Here is a 19,379-nt window from a genome sequence, read left to right as displayed (position 1 = left end):
TGCCCGGCGGACACGGCTGCTGATCCCTGACAAAGCACCGGAAACCGAAACGATCACCACGCTCCTGGCCGCTATAACCGAGCTGAAAAACAGCCTCCGACAACAGGACCGGCTTCTGGCCTGAGAACCACTCGGCCAGCCCTTCAACCACCAGCACGACCCATCGGAGACGTGGAACCCGACGCCCAACCAGCGACACCAGGCCCTGCCAGCACACCCAAAACCAGAAAATCAGCCCGAACCAGAATCAAACCGGAACCCGACGGCCAACCCGAGCATCATGAAAAATCCGGGCTAGTTTCGGAATGTCCGAAGTCGTCTGCACTCTTTAACGTAACGGTCGGGCTGGACTGCTCGTTGGTGCGGCGACGCTGCTACGCGGGCGTCGTGTCATGGTTGGCAGATTGGCGACGTAATTGCTTCTGCTAGGTGTCGCGCGATTTGGTCTGTTTGTTCGACGGTGAGCTCTGGCACTTCTCCAAAGTTTGTACCGCCGCCCGGAAGTGTGCCGGCCACATGGAAATGGAGGTGCGCGATGGCTTGGTGCGCAGCGGTTCCGTTGTTCTGCCAAACAGCAATTCCTGGTCGTTCGTACGCTTTATCGATCGCTGCGGCAGCTGCAGCAACGGTGTCAATAAGAGCGTGGCGCTCCTCGCCTGTTGCTTCTAGCAGTGTTGGAAAATGGCGGGTGGGAATGACGAGGAGATGGCCTACGCCTCGTTGATCCCGTGTTACAAGGACCGCGATCAGGTTAGTGCGGCAGAGAATGGTAAAGGCCCTCTTGCCACTGAGATAGTCGCAGAAAGCACAGGGCTCGTCGTTGGGAAGCTCTAGGCTACTTTCGGTCATGAGACCACCAATGAGGTCAGGAATACATGGAATTCTGGCAGACTGCTTTTACTTTGCTGATCCGGGTGGATGGCTGACGCCACGCGCGGGCACGACCGCTGGCCCAGCACCTTCATTTGACGCGCTAGGGTTTTCTCCACGGCGAATGCTCTACAGTCCCTAGTCGGCGTACTCACTGCCGATGTAGATTCGCTCACCGGTCGCAGCGCTGGCCGCGAATCTGGGGACGTAGGTGTCGAGGGCGTATTTGATGATCTTTGGCTGGAACGACACCGAGATCGTGTAATAGTCGGCATCGGTGAGCGGCTTAGGATAGTTGGCACTGTTGCCCTTGCGCGACCCGTCCAGGTGGGAGACGACGATAGGTAGATTCAACTCCAACGCCACCTGCAGCTCGTAGGCTAGGAATGAAACTCCGTCACCGCCCTTCTTTTTCGTGGCCGGGCTTCCCAAGAGAACGATTTGCTTTGCATTCTTCATCCGCTCGCGAAGGTTTCTCTTGATGGTCTCAGGTTTGCTTGTGTCACGGGCAACAAAGAGGTCGTGGGCGTCGTAGAAATTGAAGTCGATGTGCCTATTCTCTCTCCACGCCTCCATAAGCCGGTACGACAAGATGTCTTCACTCGCGAACGCCACGTAGGTCTTGTTCCGGTAGCTCATGTGCAATCTCCCCGATAGTGCTTGCTAACCTCGAAAATGAGACTCGCTTGATGCGACAACCATAGCCGCGGTCTCTGACAAACGTCGACAAGCTCGTCACGGGGTTCGTCGTAGGTTCCATTTCCGTCTAGTCCGGATATTTCATGACGGTCGGGTATTGTACCTCGATCACCAGCGCCGGATTGGCGATGCGCTTTCGGCAGCAGAGGTCGAAATTGAACACATTGGGTCGACTTCAGTTCCTGGGCTTGCAGCGAAACCAATCATCGACATCGTTATGACAGTTCACGACATCACCTTGGACATTAGCGGGACAGACAGATCATCGAGGACGGGTCCACTGCCCCCTACAAATGGGAAAGGTAAGCAGCCACCGACAAACCATCAGGATAATAAAGGAAGTAGCCGGAAGGCACCAGACTTTCCGGCTGCTTTTTTCTATGTGCGCGAATGCTTACACGAGGGCCATTACGCGCGTCAAGCGAAAATGGGCTGAAACTGCGCATTTTTGAAGAATTTCCGACACGCTCCAAATCCACACCATAATGTCGCTTATGATGTGGATTATGTGAGAGGGTCAATTATGGACCTCGCTTATAACACCGCGCCCGCCAGTAATCGGGATCGACACGCCAGTATTATTGCGGCGTGGCAGTTGGCGCAGAGTTCGCCCCACACCTTGACCGCTTATACCCGAGATCTCACCGGGTTCTGTCTCTGGCTGGATGGTCACACTCTGGATCTGCTCACGGTCCGCCGTGTGCATGTGGACGGCTACCGCCACACGTTGAAAGGGGCTCCGACGACGGTGGCCAGGACGCTCGCTGCGGTGTCCAGCTTCTATAGGTACGCAATGTCTGAGGACGTCCTAGACCGGAACCCTGTCGAGATGATCGTCCGGCCGACTGTGGACGCGGACCACAGTTCGACCCAGGGGCTGAACCGCGAGCAGGCGAAGACTCTGCTGGCGGTGGCTCACAGAGATGGTCTCAGGTCAGCTGCCCTGGTGAACCTGCTCGTCTTCACCGGCGTCCGCATCAGCGAAGCGCTGAACGCGAGCACCGCCGACTACGGCCACAACGCAGGACACCGCACGCTGAACATCAGGCGCAAGGGAGGCAAGTCCGCCAAGGTGGCTGTACCGGCTCCTGCTGTGGTGGCGCTCAATACTTACCTGGGAACCAGTGGCGCCGACCTGGTTCTGGGTCATGCGCAGAGCCTCCCGCTCTTCACCACTGCCACCGGGAAACCATGGAACCGCTCGGAGGCATTCCGTACTGTGCAACGGCTGGCCCGCCGTGCCGGTATAGAGGGCCAGATCAGTCCGCACAGTCTGCGGCACACCTTCGCCACGATCGCCCTGGACAGCGGAACCTCGCTGCACGCCTTGCAGGACAGCATGGGCCACGCTGATCCCCGCACCACCAGGCGCTACGACAGAGCACGGAACAACCTGCTGAAATCAGCCGGCTACGACGTAGCGCGGGCTCTGGCATAGAGCTCGTCTTGTTGCAGCGGCTACATAGGGACCTGCACCTCCTCCTATTAGGGTGCAGACCATGAGTGAAAGTGAGCGGGGTATCCGCACCGAAAAGCGACAATCCTCTGGGGAGGGTCATTCCGGCTTCGGGGCAGGTCCTGGGAACACAGAGAGGTATGAGCATGCGTGCCCGTGCGGAACGGCCAGGTCATCGAGGAGCACGACAACATCCCGGGCTTCCGGGAGCACGACGTGCGCCTCCTCTGCGACTCCTGCAAGGAGGAGTGGGACTTTGTCCCAGGTCTAACCACCCGCACCTGGCGACTGGAGCGGAAAACGGCCTAGCCAAGCATCGAAGGCTGAGGCGACACAAGTACAGAGGGCCGGCATTGCGCCGGCCCTCTTTTCGGCCACGGGCAACCTGCGGCTACGACCTCGCACGGGCACTGGCATAGATCCCTCGGTTGTGGCCGCTAGGCTGGCGGACGGTTCTTGAACGAGGGGGAAAAAGGGATTGGATTACAACGACTTCGAGCTTGTCGCGTTCTGGGTGCTGTCGCTCGCCCCTGGCGTTCTCCTGATGACTGCGGGAATTATCGCCCACAACAGGTTGTCCACAGCGTGGGTGCCTCGATACCTGATCCTCGGCATTCTTGGCTGCTTCATCTACGCGGTACTTGCCGGCGGGCTGGTGGCAAAGCTGTTCCCGCCTCCCTACGTTCCCGGCCTGTCCGAAGGTCGGGGACTGGACCTTCGGGGCGTCGGTTTGTTCGTTGGATCTTGGATCGGCGGCCTCGCCGGCGTTGTTTTCGCGCTGATGACCGTCGCAGGCTCGTCGATCGTGCGGCGACTTCGGGATGACCGCGGGTGAGGCTTCCCGGCAGCCCCCGGGGGAGGGGAAAACAGTAGCGGCCGGCACCCGATGGGCGCTGGCCGCTCTGCTGTACACAGGAAAGGTGTTTATCCCGCGGTGTGTGAGTCGTCCAGGGAGCGGGCGGTCAGGATTGCCCGCGAGCCACAGGCGACCCCGGCACGAAGGAGGATGATGGCCCCGACAATGAGGTACCACCTGCCGTCTGCGGTAAGTGCCGAACCGACGCCGCTAAGAGAAAAAACTGCTGCCCCCAGCGACCGTCTCTTCTGGTCTTATTCATGCCCCCAGCTTAGGTGCCGCATCCGCGACGCCGGGTCAGCCGGCTACGCCGTGGCCCGGCCGGACTCAGGTGGAGTGAACACGAATGGCCCCGGAGCAATACCGGGGCCATTTTCATGGGTGGTCAGGTTTCGTGAATGATCGCGCCGCTGTCTTGAGTGGATACGCCACGAGTCGTGCGGTCCCGACGAGGGCCAGGAGTATGCCAAACGCGGTCAGCTGCCCGATGAACATCAGCAGGGCCACCGCCAGGGTACCGGCGTACGTCAGGGTAAAACTCAGTGTGGCCGTGTCAGACAACATTCTTAGTTCTCAGATCGGTGGTGGGGGAGCGCGGTGGCAGGTGCCGGTACAAGGTGGTGGGTTTCAGGCAGGTCTTGGCGGTGATCTCCGGCATGGAGGAGCCTTTGTCCCGGACTATGGCAGCGTGTTCGAGCTTATCCGCGTCGACCACGGGCGGCTGCGCGCACGCTCGGCCGAGTAGGTGCGTTCCATCTGACCAAATAGGGACAGTACAACAAGGGCCAGCTGGTTCATCGGATCATCTGGCACCGGCGGGACGGAAATTTTTGGCCCCACCTTGACGGGTTCTGGCTGAATTCGTGATCATGCGAACGGAAGCTACCCGCGTTTCCACACTTTGATCGAAGACAGAAGCAGTAGCAGGACGAGCAACGGAATAAGGACCACGTTAACGCGAAGCAAGGAAGGTGCGCACGCCGGCTTCGCGCGGGCGGCCATCGACGCTGCGCCGGTAGTCCTCGACCTCGTCGAAGGGTGCAGCCTCCGGCGCCAGCATGGGTAGCACCTCGTCGAACAGACGCTTCCACGCGGCGGCGTGCACGACGGTGGTGTCGGTGACGACACCGTCCATGTCGAAGATGACGGCCTCGTAGCGTGTAATCGACTTCGGATGCTGGGCCACGGTAGCCAGTCTAGGAGCCGGGCGATCTGGGGAAGCGGCGGCGGCAGGCCGGCCTGCGTGTCGACCGGGTAGCGGCAATCGTCGGGGTGCCTGCTTGGGTGTACCGTCGGACCATGAGCCAGCCCCCGCCGATCATCCGGGTCACCGCCGACGACCTGATGTCGCTGGTGTCCGAGCGCGGGTCCACACCGCTGCAGGTTGGCGCGGTGCTGCTTCTCGAGGCGCGGGGCGGCCTCGACCGGGCGCGGGCGCTCGACCTCCTCGCCCGGCGCATAACGGCGGTCCCGCGGCTTCGCCAGCGGCTGGAAAACACGCCGTTCGGATGCGGCCGGCCGATCTGGTTCCTCACCGGCCAGGGGGCGGCCATCGACACCACGACCGCCTCCGGGAAGCTGGTCTTCGGGATCTCCGCCGCCCTCGCTGAATTCGAACGCGAACTGATCTCCGAACGCACCATCGCGGGCCTTGCCTCAGCGAGGGCCCGCGGCCGGAACGGGGGACGTCCCTATAAGATGACCCCAGCGAAACTCCGTCTCGCTAAGGCTTCCATGGGCCAGCCTGGAACCAAAGTCAGTGACGTTTGCACCGAACTCGGAATCACCCGGCAGACCCACTATCGGCACGTGTCACCCACCGGCGAACTGCGCCCGGACGGGACAAAGGTCCTCTCAAGAGGCTAGACATGCGGAACCAAATTTTTGGAATGGAGGTTTTCGAGCGGGTCCGCGGCGGATGGCCGGGCCCGTCACTCCCATGCTCGGTGCCCGGCATGCTACCCGGCTTCGACTGCTGCTGGCCACCGCCAGCACTGGATTGATCGGGGCCAGAGGCGGGTAAAGCAGCCAATGGACCAGGTATTTGGATCCACGCAGGCGGCTCGTCAAATCTGCTTCGTCGAGCAGGGCACGTAGTGTCAGCCGGCCGCTAAACTGTTCCGCCGATGACCAACGAGTTCATGTGCCTGGTCAGCTGGTCCGGTCTAATCGGACGGGTCCGCCGCTGTCAGCGAGCCGGAGTGGGCGCGTGCGGTGGGGTCCCTGCGGACCTTGATCAGGCTTGCGACTGTGGTCACTGTCAGGATAACTGCGATGACGATGAGGCTGATGTTGGTGCTGATCTCCGGCACGCGGCCATCGATGCCGCGCCCCCAGTGCAGAACCAGTTTCACGCCGATGAATGCCAGAATAAGCGCCAGACCTGTGGAGAGGTAGACCAGGCGGTCCAGAAGCCCCTTAACGAGGAAGAACAGTGCCCGCAGCCCTAGCAGGGCGAAGGCGTTGGCGGTGAAGACAATATACGGTTCGGCGGTAATACCGAAAATAGCCGGGATTGAGTCGAGCGCGAACAGAAGGTCGGTGCTGCCGATTGCGAGCAGCACAATGAACAGGGGCGTCACTGCCCTACGGCCGGCGCTGCGCGTGAACATCCGCCCGCCCTCGTAGTCCTTTGTGACGGTCAGCGCGCGGCGGGCCACCCGGACCAGCACGTTGTCATGGACATCCGGGTCGGCGTTGCGGTGCCGGTAAAGCTGCACAGCCGTCACAATCAGGATCAGGCCGAAGATCAGGAACATGAAGGAGAACAGCTGGAGCAGTGCTGCGCCCAGGGCGATGAAGATCGCCCGCAGGACCAGAGCCATTGCTATGCCGAAGATCAGGACTTTCTGCTGGTACTTCTCGGGGACGGCGAAGGTCGACATGATGATCACGAAGACGAAGAGGTTATCGATGGAGAGGCTTTTTTCGACGATGTAGCCGGCGAAGTATTCCGCGCCGTAGTCCCAGCCAACCTGCATTGCGAAGACCAGTCCGAAGGCAATGGCCACGGCAATATAGAGAATCGATGAAATTGCGGCCTCGCGGAACTTCACGACGTGCGGCCGTGCGGCAGCCAGTCCAAGATCCAGGGCGAGCAGCCCGAGAATAAGTCCGATGGTGATAGTCCAGCGAAGTACACTGACTTCGAGCATTGGTGGCCTTTCTTGTCATCAACTGAAACTGGCTGATTGCTTTCCCTGCGCTCCCGGCCGCCGACCGGGCGCCTGCGGGTCCGATGGACTATTGTCCTTGAAATGGCAACCAAGGATTTTGACTCAGGGACACCCTCCGGGGCCGCCGCCGAGACGCAGTGGACGTTCCTCACCAACCATGCCCACGTCCTGCTCACTATCGCCCGCGATCCGCAGATCCGGATGCGCGACGTCGCCACCCGGGTGGGGGTTACGGAGCGTGCTGCGCAAAAGATAACTGCTGACCTTGTGGAGGCTGGCTATATCACCAGAACCCGTGCTGGACGGCGCAATAGCTACACCGTCGCCACCGGTCGTCCTTTCCGCCATCCCGTCGATGCCGGCCACGAACTGGACGAACTCCTCGCGGTCCTGGTCCCGGAATCCACCTCCCAACCCTAGACACCTGAACTACAGTTCGCTAATCTGAGTTCATTAGTTGAATCGTACGCTACCTGCTTTAGGTGGCGGGACGGTCGGCCGGAGTGTCTTTGGCACGGCTGAGCTGAGTCGGTCTGGAAGGAGCTCGCTCTTGAATAATCGAGAGGCCCATGTCAGACCGCCACCTCCAGCCGGTGTTCCCGCCACTACTGCGGATTCCGCAGGGCCGGTGCATCTCATCGTCGTCGTGGCCGAGTCCGACGCCGCTGACATTCTGGCCGCGGCGGCCGCACAGGCGCGCAGCGCCGGTGCCCGCCTGCTGATCGCTCTCGCCCGGCCCCGTTTGGGCTTCACAACCGACGCCGCCCTGGTCCGGTCCGTCACCGCACGCAGGCAACAGGAGATGCTCCGATTGGAGCGCCTCGGGCACGAGGCCTTGGACCACACCGGAGTCACATTTGAAACTGTCTTGATGACCTACCGGGGCGGCGGCTCTGAGTCCGGGCGGACCCGTCGCATTGCCTCAGCAGTGAATCGTCTGGCGCTCGGCCGCGGGGCCATCGCCTGTCGGCAGCCGGCGTTGTTGCGACCTCCGACAGCATGGAGAACCATCAGTGAGCCATGAAAAGTCGGTTGATGGACTGAATCCGGCACCGGGCAACAGCATCGTGGTAGGGCACGATGGATCTGACGGTGCAGATTATGCATTGGCCACGGCTCTTGGGCTCGCGGACGAGCTGCAGGTCGCTGTCGTCATCGTCATCGTGCGCGCTTGGTCTCTCTCCACTGCCCCGCGGCCGCCCGATTGGGAGTTCGGGTACGTGTCCTCGTTTGATGAGTACGCCGCGGCGGTATATGTGGAGCTCGTGCAGGATGCACGCATGACCGTCTACAAATACCCGATGGTCCCCATTAGCTACAGAGCCGTTCACTCCAGCGCAGCCAAGAGCCTCATTGACATCTCACGAAACGCCCGCATGCTGGTTGTCGGATCGCGCGGTCGCGGCGGTCTCGCCGGGATACTGCTCGGCTCCGTAGGTGACCAGTGCGTCCGGCATGCGGCCTGCCCCGTCCTGGTGGTGCGTCCTCGGAGCTGAAGCCACGGCACTCGGGGCATCCATTGACTCCTTTGCATCGGTCCGGAGCGAGCGCCGCCCGATCAGGGTCTAGAATTTCTCCGGGCGCAAAACGTCGACGTCACTCACGAACAGAATCATGGCGTAGTCCTCGTAATAGTGCTCCTGAAGGTAGGCGGAAATTGCGCTGGCCGTCTCTTCGTCGCACACCACCTCAATGCGGATGTTGCTGTTCGCCTCCCAGCCGGCACTGCGGACGCCCCGGTGGCCTTTGCCGCGGGCGTCGGTGATGGTGTATCCGTGAGCATTGAGCCGGTCGATCTCACGGGTGAGAGTGGCCTCAAGTGCTGCTTCGGTGACGACGGTCAATAGCTTGCGTGTATGCCTTTGCATCGGTCTCATCCTTTCGCGAAAGTATGTGCCCACACGGCCAGTGCATGGTAGATCGGGATACCAAACAGTACATTGAACGGGAATGTGATCCCCAGTGAGGCTGCCAGCGACAGGGTGGGATTGGCCTCGGGTACGGAGATGCGCATGGCCGCCGGAACCGCGATGTACGAAGCACTCGCCGCCAGTGTCGCAAGAACGGCCGTACCGCCTATGGAGAGGCCCAGGACCCACCCTAGCCCGGTCCCCACCAGGGCGGAAAAGAGCGGCATGCCAATTCCAAAGGCCATCAGGAATGGCCCGTACCGGCGCAGGCTTCCTACCTGTGTCGCGGTGATCAGCCCCATCTCCAGAAGAAAAAGGGCCAGGATCCCCTTGAAGAGATCGAAGAACAACGGCTCGATCGGCGACAGCCCGTCCGGCCCGGCTACCCAGCCGATGAGCAGCCCGCCCAGTAGCAGCACAATGCTTTTGCCCAGGAAAACCTCGTGGGCAACCGACCTACACCGGGTTTCGCGTGAGAGGCCCCGCGCGAGGACAATTCCCACAATGATGGCCGGCACTTCCAACAACACCAGAAGCAGGGGCATGTGCTCTTCGAACGCGATCTGGCGGCTGCCGAGATAGGCGACCACCACGGCATAGGTGCCTACGCTCACCGAGCCGTAGTGGGCGGCGAGGGAAGCCGCATCCGCGCGTTTGAAGCGGCCCAGGTAGCGCAGCACGGGGAAGGCAGCCAGTGAAAGGAAAAAGCCCAGCGCCACCACGGCCAGCATTTGCGGCAGCAGGCTGCCGAAAGGCTGCCTGGCCAGTTCGATACCGCCCTTGAGGCCGATGGCCAGCAACAGCACGATGCTGACAAACTCGTAGATCGCAGCCGGTAGACGCAGCTCCGAACGCAGGAGGCCCGCCGTGGCGCCAAGCAGGAAGAAAAGGATGATGGGATCGATCATGCGGTGACTCTCTTGTTCGTTTCCGGCTGTTGTGAAACCGGAGCGCGGTCAACGGCCCATACCTGCATCGTTCGGCTGTAATCCGTTCGACGCCACCGGTATGCCGGCAGTGCCATTAATACACGCTATATGATTCATGAGACAAACTTCATGTATTCTGGCACCTAACATCTGCGGTTGCGGGACGGCCACAGGGACTTTTCCACCTCATCGCGTGCACATGACAGGTGTGCTGTGAAAACGTCGGCATGGGTGAGGAGAATTGCAGGAGCAGCAGCCGTCACCGGATGTGCCACTCATCCCGCAAACCTGCGGTTCCCAGTCGTTCCCCCTGGAGTGAAAGGTCAGTTGTGATCAGCACTGAGTCCGGCAATTCAACCCCCCCTCCGTCTATTCCGGTGAACGGATTTCTCTGCTTACCCAGCATGGCAAGGAGCGGGTGATCGTCCCGGTGCTCGAGCGTGCGCTCGGCTGCCGGCTCGAACACGTCACGGGCTACGACACGGATCTGCTCGGTACTTTCACCCGCGAGGTCCCCCGCGCCGGCTCACAGCTCGAGGCTGCGCGCAAGAAGGCGCAGGTGGGCATGGAATTGTCGGGTTTGCCGCTGGGTATCGCCAACGAGGGCTCGTTTGGCCCGAATCCGTACATGGGGATGTTCCCCTGGAACATCGAACTCATGATCTGGATCGACAGTGAGCGCGAACTGGAGGTCGTTGGAACAGCTGAAGGCAAGACGAACTTCTTCCACCTGCTGACCGCGGACTGGGCGGAGGCCCAAACGTTCGCCCGCGAATCGAAGTTCCCCGAACACCACCTGGTCGTTCGCCCGGACGGCGAGCACGACCCCCGCATCCGTAAGGGAATCGCCGCCTGGCCCGAGCTGGAGCTCGCCTTTTCGAGGGCGCTGGCCCGATCGGCCAACGGCAAGGTTTTTCTCGAGACCGACATGCGCGCCAACGCCAATCCGACGCGCATGGAAACCATCCGTCTCGCGGCCGAAAACCTCGCACAGAAACTTCGCTCCAGATGTCCGTCCTGCGACACCCCGGGATTCTGGAAAGTGGAGCGAGTGGCAGGACTCCCGTGCACGGGCTGCGGCGAGCCAACGAGCGAGACCCGCGCCGAGATTCATGGATGCCTCACCTGCGGGCACCGCTCCACCCGCGACGTAACTGACCCACCACGCGCCGACCCGCGTTTTTGCAAATATTGCAACCCCTAACACTGCCCATAACCTCGACGCGTCCCATTGCCCAACGGCGTTCAGAGCGACACGTAGCTTCAAATCAACACCGGAGGAAAGATATGCAACCATCACATTTAGTGGACCTCAAGCCCCGCAGCCGGGTGGTTACCGACGGCATTCATGCGGCCCCAGCGCGTGGCATGCTCCGCGCTGTGGGTATGGGGGACGATGACTTCGCCAAACCCCAGATCGGCGTGGCAAGCTCCTGGAACGAAATCACTCCCTGCAACCTCTCCCTGAACCGTCTCGCCCAGAGCGCCAAGGAAGGTGTCTTCTCCGCCGGCGGGTTCCCGATGCAGTTCGGCACCATCTCCGTCTCGGACGGCATCTCCATGGGCCATGACGGCATGCACTTCTCCCTGGTCTCCCGCGAAGTCATTGCCGACTCCGTGGAAACCGTGATGCAGGCCGAGCGCATCGACGGCTCGGTCCTCCTGGCCGGCTGTGATAAGTCCCTGCCGGGCATGCTCATGGCAGCCGCCCGCCTGGACCTGGCCAGCGTGTTCGTCTATGCCGGTTCCATCATGCCGGGCTGGGTCAAGCTGGAGGACGGCTCAGAAAAGGAAGTCACCCTCATCGACGCCTTCGAGGCCGTGGGCGCCTGCGCCGCCGGCAAGATGAGCAGGGGTGACCTTGACCGCATCGAGCGCGCCATCTGCCCCGGCGAAGGCGCGTGCGGCGGCATGTACACCGCGAACACCATGGCCTGCGTCGGCGAGGCCCTGGGCATGTCCCTCCCCGGCTCCGCCGCCCCGCCCTCGGCAGACCGCCGTCGTGATCAGTTTGCGCGCAAGTCCGGCGAAGCCGTGGTCAACCTGCTGCGCCTCGGCATCACCGCCCGGGACATCTTGACCAAAAAGGCGTTCGAGAACGCCATCGCTGTCACCATGGCCTTCGGCGGTTCCACGAACGCGGTCCTGCACCTGCTGGCCATCGCCCGCGAAGCTGAGGTTGAGCTGACGCTTGAGGACTTCAACCGCATCGGCGACAGGATCCCGCACCTGGGCGACCTGAAGCCGTTCGGCCGCTATGTCATGACCGATGTGGACAAGATCGGCGGCGTGCCGGTCATCATGCGCGCGCTGCTCGACGCCGGCCTGTTGCACGGCGACTGCCTCACGGTCACCGGCAAGACCGTCGCAGAAAACCTCGCCGCGATCAACCCGCCGGACCTGGACGGCAAGATCCTCCGTGCCATGGACAACCCCATCCACAAAACCGGCGGCATCACCATCCTGCACGGCTCCATGGCGCCCGAAGGTGCTGTGGTCAAGAGCGCAGGCTTCGACGCCGACGTCTTCGAAGGCACCGCCCGCGTCTTCGAGCGCGAACAGGGCTCACTCGACGCGCTGGACAAGGGCGCCATCCACAAGGGCGACGTGGTGGTCATCCGCTACGAAGGCCCCAAGGGCGGCCCCGGCATGCGCGAAATGCTCGCCATCACCGGCGCCATCAAGGGCGCAGGCCTCGGCAAGGACGTCCTGCTCCTCACCGACGGCCGCTTCTCCGGCGGCACCACGGGCCTGTGCATCGGCCACGTTGCCCCTGAAGCTGTCGACGGCGGACCCATCGCCTTCGTCAAGGACGGGGACCGCATCCGTGTGGACATCGCAGCACGGACCTTCGACCTGCTGGTGGACGAAGCTGAGCTCGAGTCCCGCAAGATCGGCTGGGAGCCACTGCCGGCCAAGTTCACCAAGGGCGTGCTCGCAAAGTACGCCAAACTCGTGCACAGCGCCTCCACCGGCGCATACTGCGGGTAAAGCACTAGCACCCATTTACAGATCCACGGACGGTGACTACGTTGAGAATCACCCCAGCTGGAGACGCGTGCAGAGGACTTCTGAAATTCCGTGCAGACCACTTCGGAAAATGACATCTGCCTTCCTGGCGCTCTAATATCCTGCCTCTCGGCGAACACCCCCCATGTGGGTCTGAGGCGACGTAGCATCAAGGTAGGCGGCAGCCAGGAGTGTGGTGAAATGTTTGAGCGATTTACGGACCGTGCCCGTCGCGTGGTTGTGCTTGCCCAGGAAGAGGCACGCATGCTGAACCACGGTTACATCGGTACTGAACACATCCTCTTGGGTCTGATCCACGAGGGTGAGGGCGTTGCCGCCAAATCTCTTGAGTCCTTGGGCATTTCATTGGACGGCGTCCGCGGGCAGGTGCAGGAGATCAGCGGCCCGGGCCAGCAGGCTCCGTCCGGCCACATTCCCTTTACCCCGCGGGCCAAGAAGGTGCTGGAGCTGGCCCTGCGCGAGGCCCTGCAGCTGGGGCACAACTACATCGGCACCGAGCACATCCTTCTCGGCCTCATCCGTGAGGGTGAGGGTGTGGCCGCGCAGGTGCTCGTCAAGCTCGGCGCGGACCCGAACCGGGTCCGGCAGCAGGTCATCCAGCTCCTCTCCGGCTACCAGGGCAAGGAAACCACCGGCGCAGGCGAGGGCCCGGGCCAGACGGAGGTAACTCCTGCAGGTTCCGTGGTTCTGGACCAGTTCGGCCGCAACCTGACCCAGGCCGCGCGCGAGAACAAGCTCGACCCGGTGATCGGGCGCGAATCCGAAATGGAACGCGTCATGCAGGTCCTGTCCCGACGCACCAAGAACAACCCGGTGCTGATCGGTGAGCCCGGCGTCGGCAAGACCGCCGTCGTCGAGGGCCTCGCCCAGGCGATCGTCCGCGGCGACGTGCCGGAGACCCTCAAGGACAAGCAGCTGTACACGCTGGACCTGGGCTCCGTGGTGGCCGGTTCCCGGTACCGCGGTGACTTCGAGGAGCGGCTGAAGAAGGTCCTGAAGGAGATCCGCACCCGCGGGGACATTCTTTTGTTCATTGATGAGATCCACACCCTTGTCGGTGCCGGTGCGGCCGAGGGCGCGATCGATGCGGCGTCGATCCTGAAGCCGTTGCTGGCCCGGGGCGAGCTGCAGACCATTGGTGCCACCACCCTGGATGACTACCGTAAGCACATCGAGAAGGATGCCGCCCTGGAGCGCCGCTTCCAGCCGATCCAGGTCAAGGAACCCTCCGTGGCCGACGCGATCGAGATCCTCAAGGGCCTGCGTGACCGGTACGAGGCGCACCACCGGGTCACCATCACCGACGGCGCGCTGGTCGCCGCCGCGAATCTCTCGGAGCGTTACATCTCGGACCGCTTCCTGCCGGACAAGGCCATCGACCTGATCGATGAGGCCGGCGCCCGGTTGCGCATCCGCCGGATGACGGCACCGCCGGAGCTGAAGGCGATGGACGAGCGCATCGCTGCCATGAAGCTGGAGAAGGAGTCCGCGTTGGATGCGGAGGATTACGAGGGTGCCGCAGCGCTGCGCGACCAGGAGCAAAAGCTCGTCGCGGTGCGCAGAGAGAAGGAACGCCATTGGAAGACCGGCGGCATGGACGACATCTCCGAAGTTGATGAGGATCTGATCGCCGAGGTGCTGGCGAATTCCACCGGCATCCCGGTCTTCAAGCTGACCGAGGAAGAATCCAGCCGTCTGCTGAGGATGGAAGACGAGCTGCACCAGCGCGTGGTGGGCCAGAACGAGGCCATCAGGTCGGTTTCGCGGGCAATCCGCCGCACCCGTGCAGGCCTGAAGGACCCGAAGCGTCCGGGCGGCTCGTTCATCTTGGCCGGCCCCACCGGCGTCGGCAAGACCGAACTGGCCAAGGCCCTTGCCGAGTTCCTGTTCGGTGAAGAGGACGCCCTGATCATCCTGGACATGTCCGAGTACTCGGAGAAGCACACGGTGTCGCGGCTCTTCGGTGCCCCTCCGGGCTACGTCGGTTACGACGAGGGCGGGCAGCTGACCGAAAAGGTCCGGCGCCGTCCGTTCTCCGTGGTCCTCTTCGACGAAGTGGAGAAGGCCCATGCGGACCTGTTCAACTCACTCCTGCAGATCCTGGAAGACGGCCGTCTGACCGATAGCCATGGCCGGGTGGTGGACTTCAAGAACACCGTGATCATCATGACCACCAACCTGGGCACCCGGGACATCTCCAAGAGCGTTGCCACCGGTTTCCAGTCGGGCACGGACACGCAGACCGGCTACAACCGGATGCGCGCCCGGGTCACGGAAGAGCTCAAGCAGCACTTCCGCCCCGAGTTCCTGAACCGTGTGGACGACGTCATCGTCTTCCCGCAGCTGACCCAGGACGAGATCATCCAGATCGTGAACCTGATGATCGGCCGCCTGGAGCAGCGCCTTGCGGACAAGGACATGGGCATCGAGCTCACCACGGCCGCCAGGGTGCTCCTGGCAACCCGCGGGTACGACCCGGCCATGGGTGCGCGGCCGCTGCGCCGCACCATCCAGCGCGAGATCGAGGACCAGCTATCCGAGAAGATCCTCTTCGGCGAAATCAAGCCCGGCGAGATCATCGCCGTCGACGTTGCCGGCGAGGGCGAGGACGCGACGTTCACCTTCACAGGAAACATGAAACCACGGATCCCGGACGCACTGCCGGCCGCGACCTGAACAGCAACCACGTCTGACCGCCGTTGAGGCGGACTGAAGTCCGGCGTCTCACCACACTGCCCTGCAGGCGAAGGATTCCATGACGGCCTGAAGATCCAGCCGGGGTGCTGCTACGGCGTGGCCAAGGCGGGGGTGCGGCCCGCCCGGACTGCACCCCCGCCTTCCGGCCTCGTGGATCAGTGTTTCCTGAAGGCGTCTTTGACTTTTTCGCCGGCCTGCTTCAGGTCGGCTTTGACGTGCTGGCCCTTGCCCTCAGCCTTCAGCCGGTCGTTGCCGGTGGCATCGCCTGCTGCTTCTTTGCCCTTGCCGTGGAGTTTCTCGGCAGCGTTATGGATCTTCTCACCCAAACCCATGGTGGGTCTCCTTAGTTGGCCGCCCCGTCGACGTGAATGCCGTAAGAGGCCGACAATTCATTGTACGGACAGACCCCGACCCGCCATAAGAGGCAGAACTGGACCCATCCGCCATTTGAAGTGCCCTGCGCCTCCGGCATTGGTGGGTTTGGGTCCAGCTCGGGGCGCCGTGTGCGGTCCCGGTGGCAGCCCGGGAGATCAGTGGTCTTCGCCGCCTTTGTGGGTAACTTCTAGGGCGCCAGCCGGTGGTAGGCAGAAGCAAAATGTATGAGCGGGTCCGGTACTTCCGCCGCTGGAGCGTCACTACCCATCGCAAGTACCTCTCCCACGATGAGCAGATGCGTTGCCGCCGGATGGATGGCAACCGTTCGCAGCTCGAAGTACGCGATCGATCCGTCGAGGATCACCGATCCGGTGGCGGGGCCACGGCGGTAGGGAACCTGGGACAGCAGGCCCTCAACGGGGGTCACTGGACTGGCCAGCCAATCCGCCGCGCCTTGGTGCTTGCTGCGCAGCAGACTCAACGCCCACGTACCCGTCGTGGCAATTGCTTCGCCAATGCGTGAGCCCGCGTAGAGACTGACAAGCATCGTCGGCGGATCATAGGAGACCGAGAGAAAAGCAGTCACTGTTGCTGCGTAGTCGCGCTTGTGCAGCGATGTAGAAACCACGGCGACGCCGGCTGAGATGTCCGCGCTGAGCACGCGGTACAGATCGATGTCCGCTTCGGAAGGCGGTTCGTCGCCCAGGCGATGCGCGTCCAACGTCCCTGGAGTCTCCATCAGCACATCGTTTCACGCGGTGAACACATCAGGGCCGATCGTGACGAGGCCTTGGTGGTCGTTGCGGCTGGAAAGGACGGCCGACCCCTGATGCTGACGCGTAGCTTCAGCAGGTGCCCTCTTCTGCTACGACAGAGATAGACCAGCAGAATTTGTTCGGGTGGTTGGCGTCCGCTGTCACGGCCCGGAAAATCACACGCTCAGCGTTCCCCCAACGGGACCGCAGCACCGCTAGCCCGGATATTTCATGAGGGTTGGGTTGATCGCCAGGTCCTGGGTTGAGTCGAGTCCGGGTTGGATTTTGTGGTTTTGGGCATGCTGGTGGGGCCGTTTGTCGCTGGGTGGGCGTCGGGTTCCACGTCTCCGATGGGTCTTTTGGGGGTTGAAGGTGCCGGCCGGGTGGTTGTCAGGCCGGAAGCCGGACCCGTTGTCGGAGGCTGTTTTTCAGCTCGGAAATGGCAGCCAAGAGCGTGGTGATCGTGCCGGTTTCCGGGGCCTTGTCGGGGATCAGTAGCCGGGTCCGCCGGGCCCGGGTGATGAGTTTCCCGGCGGTTGCGAAGAGCCGGTACCGCCAGCGTTTTATGTCCCATCCGCGGGCTGTGTGTCCGCTTGGCAGGGCGGCCAGCTGCAGCCAGGACACCAGGTTCATGGCCAGTGCGGCGAGGTTGGCCCAGGCCTGGTTGGCGTGAAAGTCGAAGAACGGCATTTTCCCGAGCCCGGTATTCTTCAGGGTTTTGATCCGGTTCTCACACCGTCCCCGTGCCCGGTGCCGGGTGTCCAGTGCGGGCCCGTGCCAGCATGGTGAGTTCGTCAGGAAAGCTGTGACGCGGTGCCCGGCGGCATCGAGCAGGGTCGACTGCGCTCCAGGGTGCAGGGGCTCGGCCCGCAGGTAGAGGTTTGTCCCTGCCGGGTAGTCTGTGAGGCCGAGGACGTCGGTGGCGTTCACGACCCACGCATCCGTGCGTTCGTCACCTGTCTGGTCGAGCGCGGGCTGCCAGTACTGTTTGTCGTTGATCCATGCGACCATGTTGGCCTTCATCACCGGGACGGGGTAGGAGACACTGAACTGCACGCCTAACGATGAGAGGTAGTGCAGGAATTTTCGGGATGCCCCGGCACTGTCGGTGCGCACGAGGATTTTCTCGCCGATGAGTTTTCCCTGCTGGTCGTAGAAGCCGTCGGGAAGCTGGGCGATGGCCTGGGTGAAGATCTTGATGTGGTCATCGGCGCTGTTGGCCCCGGCGTTACCCGGACGCAGGAGTGCCGCCAGGATCTCCCCGGTCCCGTTGCCTGCGCCGTAATCGACGCTGGCAACAAAGGGTGCGAATCCGTACCCGCCCTTGTAGGTTCCGACGGCTTGTTCCTTGTCGCTGTGGGAGGTGACGAGGGTGGCATCGAGGTCGATGATGAGCGGATCACGGGCGGTGGCCTTCAGGGCTGGGTTGCGGTCTCCGGCCGCTTCCCACGCCCGTGAACGCAGCTCACGGGTCAACGTCGCGAAGCCGTAGCTGAAGAGGTCCGGGTTGGTCACGGTCCGCTCGAAGAACCGCGAGATCGTCGCGTTCGAAGCAATGTTCCCGAAGACTCCGGCACCGGTCCGCAGGATGTCCAGATCGGAGACGTGCTCGCCGCCGCCGGCGAGCATGACCGCCAACGAGCCCAGGATCGTGCCGGGCCGGTGCCGCGCCCCGGAGGGGACGAACTGGCCCAAACGGTCCTCGCACAAGCCGCGGAACCCGAGCGCGTCAACGAAAGACGTCACGACGTTCAGCCCGGCGTGGGAGACCAGCGACTGCTCCGTCGTGGCAACAAGAAGGGACGGAAAAACTCCGGTAATCTTGGACATCAGAAAGGTGCTTCTTTCAGCCGGCAGAAAAGTGCGTCAACAACACTATTTTCCCAGCTCAGAAGCACCTTTCGTCGTTTAACCACGCCCAGGAACGCCACCCTCATGAAAACCCCGGGCTAGCCCGGATTTTTCATCGGATGGTGGTCGGGGCGCCGGGTCCGGGTTTTTGTCGTCCCGGCGGGCTGGATCGGATTTTGGGCGTGGCTGAAGGGCCCCGGGGTCGCGGGGCGGGGCGCGGGCTTCCACTGATCCCGTTGGCGTGCTCTTTCCGGCTCGTTGGTTGACGGGGGCTGCGGTGTCAGGTCCGCAGCAGGTGTGCGGGGCGGTTAGCGGCTGCGGCGATCCGGCTGATCGCTTCGAGCAGTGCGGCGATGAGGGGTTTCTCCGGTGCGGCGTCGGGCAGCAGCAGGTGGGTCCGGCGGGCGCGGGTGATGATCTTGCCGGCGGTGGCGAAGAGCCGGTAGCGCCAGCGTTTGATGTCCCAGCCCCGTGCTTTGTGGCCGTCGGGCAGGGCGGTGAGCTGGAGCCAGGAGACCAGGTTCGCGGCCAGGACCGCGAGGTTCGCCCAGGCCTGGTTCGCGGCGAAATCGAAGAAGGGGAGCTTGCTCAGGCCGGTGTTTTTCAGCGTCTTGATGCGGTTCTCGGCCCGGCCGCGGGCCCGGTGCCGGGCGTCCAGGAACGGTCCGTGCCAGCGTGGGGCATTCGTCAGGAACGCTGTTACGCGGTGACCGTCGATGTCGAGCAGGGTCGGTGTCGCACCGGGGTGCAGCGGTTCGGCGCGCAGGAAGATCTT

The 19,379-nt window shown here is 62.7% G+C and carries 23 protein-coding genes; 11 read left to right on the top strand and 12 right to left on the bottom strand.

Annotated features, from left to right (window positions below):
- Positions 1-390 precede the first annotated feature (390 nt).
- Both DAD99_RS12700 and DAD99_RS12695 read right to left on the bottom strand, forming a co-directional pair.
- On the bottom strand, positions 391-849 hold the full coding sequence (locus DAD99_RS12700) for an HIT family protein (RefSeq protein ID WP_193341838.1): 459 nt from the start codon (positions 847-849) through the stop codon (positions 391-393).
- Between the two features lie 159 nt (positions 850-1,008).
- Complete coding sequence (locus tag DAD99_RS12695; RefSeq protein WP_193341837.1) at positions 1,009-1,509, bottom strand: TIR domain-containing protein; 501 nt, start codon at positions 1,507-1,509, stop codon at positions 1,009-1,011.
- Positions 1,510-1,666: 157 nt separating this feature from the next.
- On the opposite strand from DAD99_RS12695, the gene DAD99_RS22180 reads away from it, so the two are divergent.
- The 4 genes from DAD99_RS22180 (at position 1,667) to DAD99_RS12675 (ending at position 3,860) form a co-directional block, all read left to right on the top strand.
- Positions 1,667-2,005 carry a GrpB family protein gene (locus tag DAD99_RS22180; RefSeq protein WP_309233263.1) on the top strand — a complete coding sequence of 113 codons (339 nt, stop codon included), beginning with the start codon at positions 1,667-1,669 and terminating at the stop codon, positions 2,003-2,005.
- 87 nt (positions 2,006-2,092) lie between these two features.
- The gene (locus DAD99_RS12685; protein WP_227007986.1) at positions 2,093-3,007 is read left to right on the top strand and encodes a tyrosine-type recombinase/integrase; all 915 of its coding nucleotides are present in this window, start codon (positions 2,093-2,095) and stop codon (positions 3,005-3,007) included.
- A gap of 168 nt (positions 3,008-3,175) precedes the next feature.
- Complete coding sequence (locus DAD99_RS21745; protein WP_227007985.1) at positions 3,176-3,334, top strand: hypothetical protein; 159 nt, start codon at positions 3,176-3,178, stop codon at positions 3,332-3,334.
- Positions 3,335-3,503: 169 nt separating this feature from the next.
- Positions 3,504-3,860 carry a hypothetical protein gene (locus DAD99_RS12675; protein ID WP_193341835.1) on the top strand — a complete coding sequence of 119 codons (357 nt, stop codon included), beginning with the start codon at positions 3,504-3,506 and terminating at the stop codon, positions 3,858-3,860.
- Between the two features lie 396 nt (positions 3,861-4,256).
- On the opposite strand, the gene DAD99_RS12670 is transcribed toward DAD99_RS12675, so the two are convergent.
- From DAD99_RS12670 to DAD99_RS12660, 3 genes are all read right to left on the bottom strand, one after another.
- On the bottom strand, positions 4,257-4,445 hold the full coding sequence (locus DAD99_RS12670; protein ID WP_193341834.1) for a hypothetical protein: 189 nt from the start codon (positions 4,443-4,445) through the stop codon (positions 4,257-4,259).
- On the bottom strand, positions 4,435-4,596 hold the full coding sequence (locus DAD99_RS12665) for a hypothetical protein (protein WP_193341833.1): 162 nt from the start codon (positions 4,594-4,596) through the stop codon (positions 4,435-4,437). The genes DAD99_RS12670 and DAD99_RS12665 overlap by 11 nt, the downstream gene beginning before the upstream one ends.
- A gap of 237 nt (positions 4,597-4,833) precedes the next feature.
- A complete protein-coding gene (locus DAD99_RS12660) occupies positions 4,834-5,067 on the bottom strand; it encodes a hypothetical protein (protein WP_193341832.1) in 234 nt (77 codons plus the stop codon).
- Between the two features lie 113 nt (positions 5,068-5,180).
- Between DAD99_RS12660 and DAD99_RS22045 the strand changes: the two genes are divergently transcribed.
- The gene (locus tag DAD99_RS22045; protein WP_193341831.1) at positions 5,181-5,747 is read left to right on the top strand and encodes a recombinase family protein; all 567 of its coding nucleotides are present in this window, start codon (positions 5,181-5,183) and stop codon (positions 5,745-5,747) included.
- A gap of 299 nt (positions 5,748-6,046) precedes the next feature.
- Here the strand turns inward: DAD99_RS22045 and DAD99_RS12650 are convergent, their stop codons facing one another.
- Positions 6,047-7,036: a TerC/Alx family metal homeostasis membrane protein gene (locus DAD99_RS12650; RefSeq protein ID WP_193341830.1), complete on the bottom strand. Its 990-nt coding sequence runs from the start codon at positions 7,034-7,036 to the stop codon at positions 6,047-6,049.
- Between the two features lie 102 nt (positions 7,037-7,138).
- Between DAD99_RS12650 and DAD99_RS12645 the strand changes: the two genes are divergently transcribed.
- From DAD99_RS12645 to DAD99_RS12635, 3 genes are all read left to right on the top strand, one after another.
- Complete coding sequence (locus DAD99_RS12645) at positions 7,139-7,477, top strand: helix-turn-helix domain-containing protein (RefSeq protein ID WP_193341829.1); 339 nt, start codon at positions 7,139-7,141, stop codon at positions 7,475-7,477.
- Between the two features lie 130 nt (positions 7,478-7,607).
- A complete protein-coding gene (locus DAD99_RS12640; RefSeq protein ID WP_193341828.1) occupies positions 7,608-8,081 on the top strand; it encodes a hypothetical protein in 474 nt (157 codons plus the stop codon).
- Complete coding sequence (locus tag DAD99_RS12635) at positions 8,071-8,553, top strand: universal stress protein (RefSeq protein ID WP_193341827.1); 483 nt, start codon at positions 8,071-8,073, stop codon at positions 8,551-8,553. Before DAD99_RS12640 ends, DAD99_RS12635 begins: the two co-directional genes overlap by 11 nt.
- 69 nt (positions 8,554-8,622) lie before the next feature.
- Here DAD99_RS12635 and DAD99_RS12630 read toward each other — a convergent pair whose 3' ends face one another.
- Together DAD99_RS12630 and DAD99_RS12625 are read right to left on the bottom strand one after the other, a co-directional pair.
- Entirely contained in the window at positions 8,623-8,925 is a 303-nt protein-coding gene (locus DAD99_RS12630) for a P-II family nitrogen regulator (RefSeq protein WP_069952889.1), read from the bottom strand.
- A 5-nt stretch (positions 8,926-8,930) separates the two neighbouring features.
- Positions 8,931-9,875, bottom strand: coding sequence for a sodium-dependent bicarbonate transport family permease (locus DAD99_RS12625; RefSeq protein ID WP_193341826.1), 945 nt, complete (start codon positions 9,873-9,875; stop codon positions 8,931-8,933).
- Between the two features lie 439 nt (positions 9,876-10,314).
- On the opposite strand from DAD99_RS12625, the gene DAD99_RS12620 reads away from it, so the two are divergent.
- The 3 genes from DAD99_RS12620 (at position 10,315) to DAD99_RS12610 (ending at position 15,602) form a co-directional block, all read left to right on the top strand.
- Positions 10,315-11,100, top strand: a complete 786-nt coding sequence (locus DAD99_RS12620) for a DUF6671 family protein (protein WP_309233262.1) — start codon at positions 10,315-10,317, stop codon at positions 11,098-11,100.
- 83 nt (positions 11,101-11,183) lie between these two features.
- Positions 11,184-12,887, top strand: coding sequence for a dihydroxy-acid dehydratase (gene ilvD, locus DAD99_RS12615; protein WP_193341825.1), 1,704 nt, complete (start codon positions 11,184-11,186; stop codon positions 12,885-12,887).
- A gap of 219 nt (positions 12,888-13,106) precedes the next feature.
- Positions 13,107-15,602, top strand: coding sequence for an ATP-dependent Clp protease ATP-binding subunit (locus tag DAD99_RS12610; RefSeq protein ID WP_193341824.1), 2,496 nt, complete (start codon positions 13,107-13,109; stop codon positions 15,600-15,602).
- A 176-nt stretch (positions 15,603-15,778) separates the two neighbouring features.
- Here DAD99_RS12610 and DAD99_RS12605 read toward each other — a convergent pair whose 3' ends face one another.
- The 4 genes from DAD99_RS12605 to DAD99_RS12590 form a co-directional block, all read right to left on the bottom strand.
- A complete protein-coding gene (locus DAD99_RS12605) occupies positions 15,779-15,955 on the bottom strand; it encodes a CsbD family protein (protein WP_193341823.1) in 177 nt (58 codons plus the stop codon).
- A 230-nt stretch (positions 15,956-16,185) separates the two neighbouring features.
- Positions 16,186-16,737, bottom strand: coding sequence for a flavin reductase family protein (locus tag DAD99_RS12600; RefSeq protein ID WP_193341822.1), 552 nt, complete (start codon positions 16,735-16,737; stop codon positions 16,186-16,188).
- Between the two features lie 406 nt (positions 16,738-17,143).
- Complete coding sequence (locus DAD99_RS12595; protein ID WP_193341821.1) at positions 17,144-18,583, bottom strand: IS1380 family transposase; 1,440 nt, start codon at positions 18,581-18,583, stop codon at positions 17,144-17,146.
- A 301-nt stretch (positions 18,584-18,884) separates the two neighbouring features.
- Positions 18,885-19,379 (bottom strand): transposase (locus DAD99_RS12590; RefSeq protein ID WP_193340411.1); only part of this gene is annotated, 495 nt, incomplete at its 5' end.

It is taken from the genome of Pseudarthrobacter sp. AB1, assembly GCF_014926485.1.
Taxonomy (GTDB): domain Bacteria; phylum Actinomycetota; class Actinomycetes; order Actinomycetales; family Micrococcaceae; genus Arthrobacter.
The sequence above is the reverse complement of the archived record's forward strand: the minus strand, read 5'-3'. Positions and strand labels throughout refer to the sequence as shown.

Excerpts from the sequence above, each read along its gene's own strand:
- DAD99_RS12700 (WP_193341838.1), bottom strand. The coding sequence starts at position 849 with ATGACCGAAAGTAGCCTAGAGCTTCCCAACGACGAGCCCTGTGCTTTC.
- DAD99_RS12695 (WP_193341837.1), bottom strand. The coding sequence starts at position 1,509 with ATGAGCTACCGGAACAAGACCTACGTGGCGTTCGCGAGTGAAGACATC.
- DAD99_RS12685 (WP_227007986.1), top strand. The coding sequence starts at position 2,093 with ATGGACCTCGCTTATAACACCGCGCCCGCCAGTAATCGGGATCGACAC.
- DAD99_RS12670 (WP_193341834.1), bottom strand. The coding sequence starts at position 4,445 with ATGTTGTCTGACACGGCCACACTGAGTTTTACCCTGACGTACGCCGGT.
- DAD99_RS22045 (WP_193341831.1), top strand. The coding sequence starts at position 5,181 with ATGAGCCAGCCCCCGCCGATCATCCGGGTCACCGCCGACGACCTGATG.
- DAD99_RS12650 (WP_193341830.1), bottom strand. The coding sequence starts at position 7,036 with ATGCTCGAAGTCAGTGTACTTCGCTGGACTATCACCATCGGACTTATT.
- DAD99_RS12645 (WP_193341829.1), top strand. The coding sequence starts at position 7,139 with ATGGCAACCAAGGATTTTGACTCAGGGACACCCTCCGGGGCCGCCGCC.
- DAD99_RS12630 (WP_069952889.1), bottom strand. The coding sequence starts at position 8,925 with ATGCAAAGGCATACACGCAAGCTATTGACCGTCGTCACCGAAGCAGCA.
- DAD99_RS12625 (WP_193341826.1), bottom strand. The coding sequence starts at position 9,875 with ATGATCGATCCCATCATCCTTTTCTTCCTGCTTGGCGCCACGGCGGGC.
- ilvD (WP_193341825.1), top strand. The coding sequence starts at position 11,184 with ATGCAACCATCACATTTAGTGGACCTCAAGCCCCGCAGCCGGGTGGTT.
- DAD99_RS12610 (WP_193341824.1), top strand. The coding sequence starts at position 13,107 with ATGTTTGAGCGATTTACGGACCGTGCCCGTCGCGTGGTTGTGCTTGCC.
- DAD99_RS12605 (WP_193341823.1), bottom strand. The coding sequence starts at position 15,955 with ATGGGTTTGGGTGAGAAGATCCATAACGCTGCCGAGAAACTCCACGGC.
- DAD99_RS12600 (WP_193341822.1), bottom strand. The coding sequence starts at position 16,737 with ATGGAGACTCCAGGGACGTTGGACGCGCATCGCCTGGGCGACGAACCG.
- DAD99_RS12595 (WP_193341821.1), bottom strand. The coding sequence starts at position 18,583 with ATGTCCAAGATTACCGGAGTTTTTCCGTCCCTTCTTGTTGCCACGACG.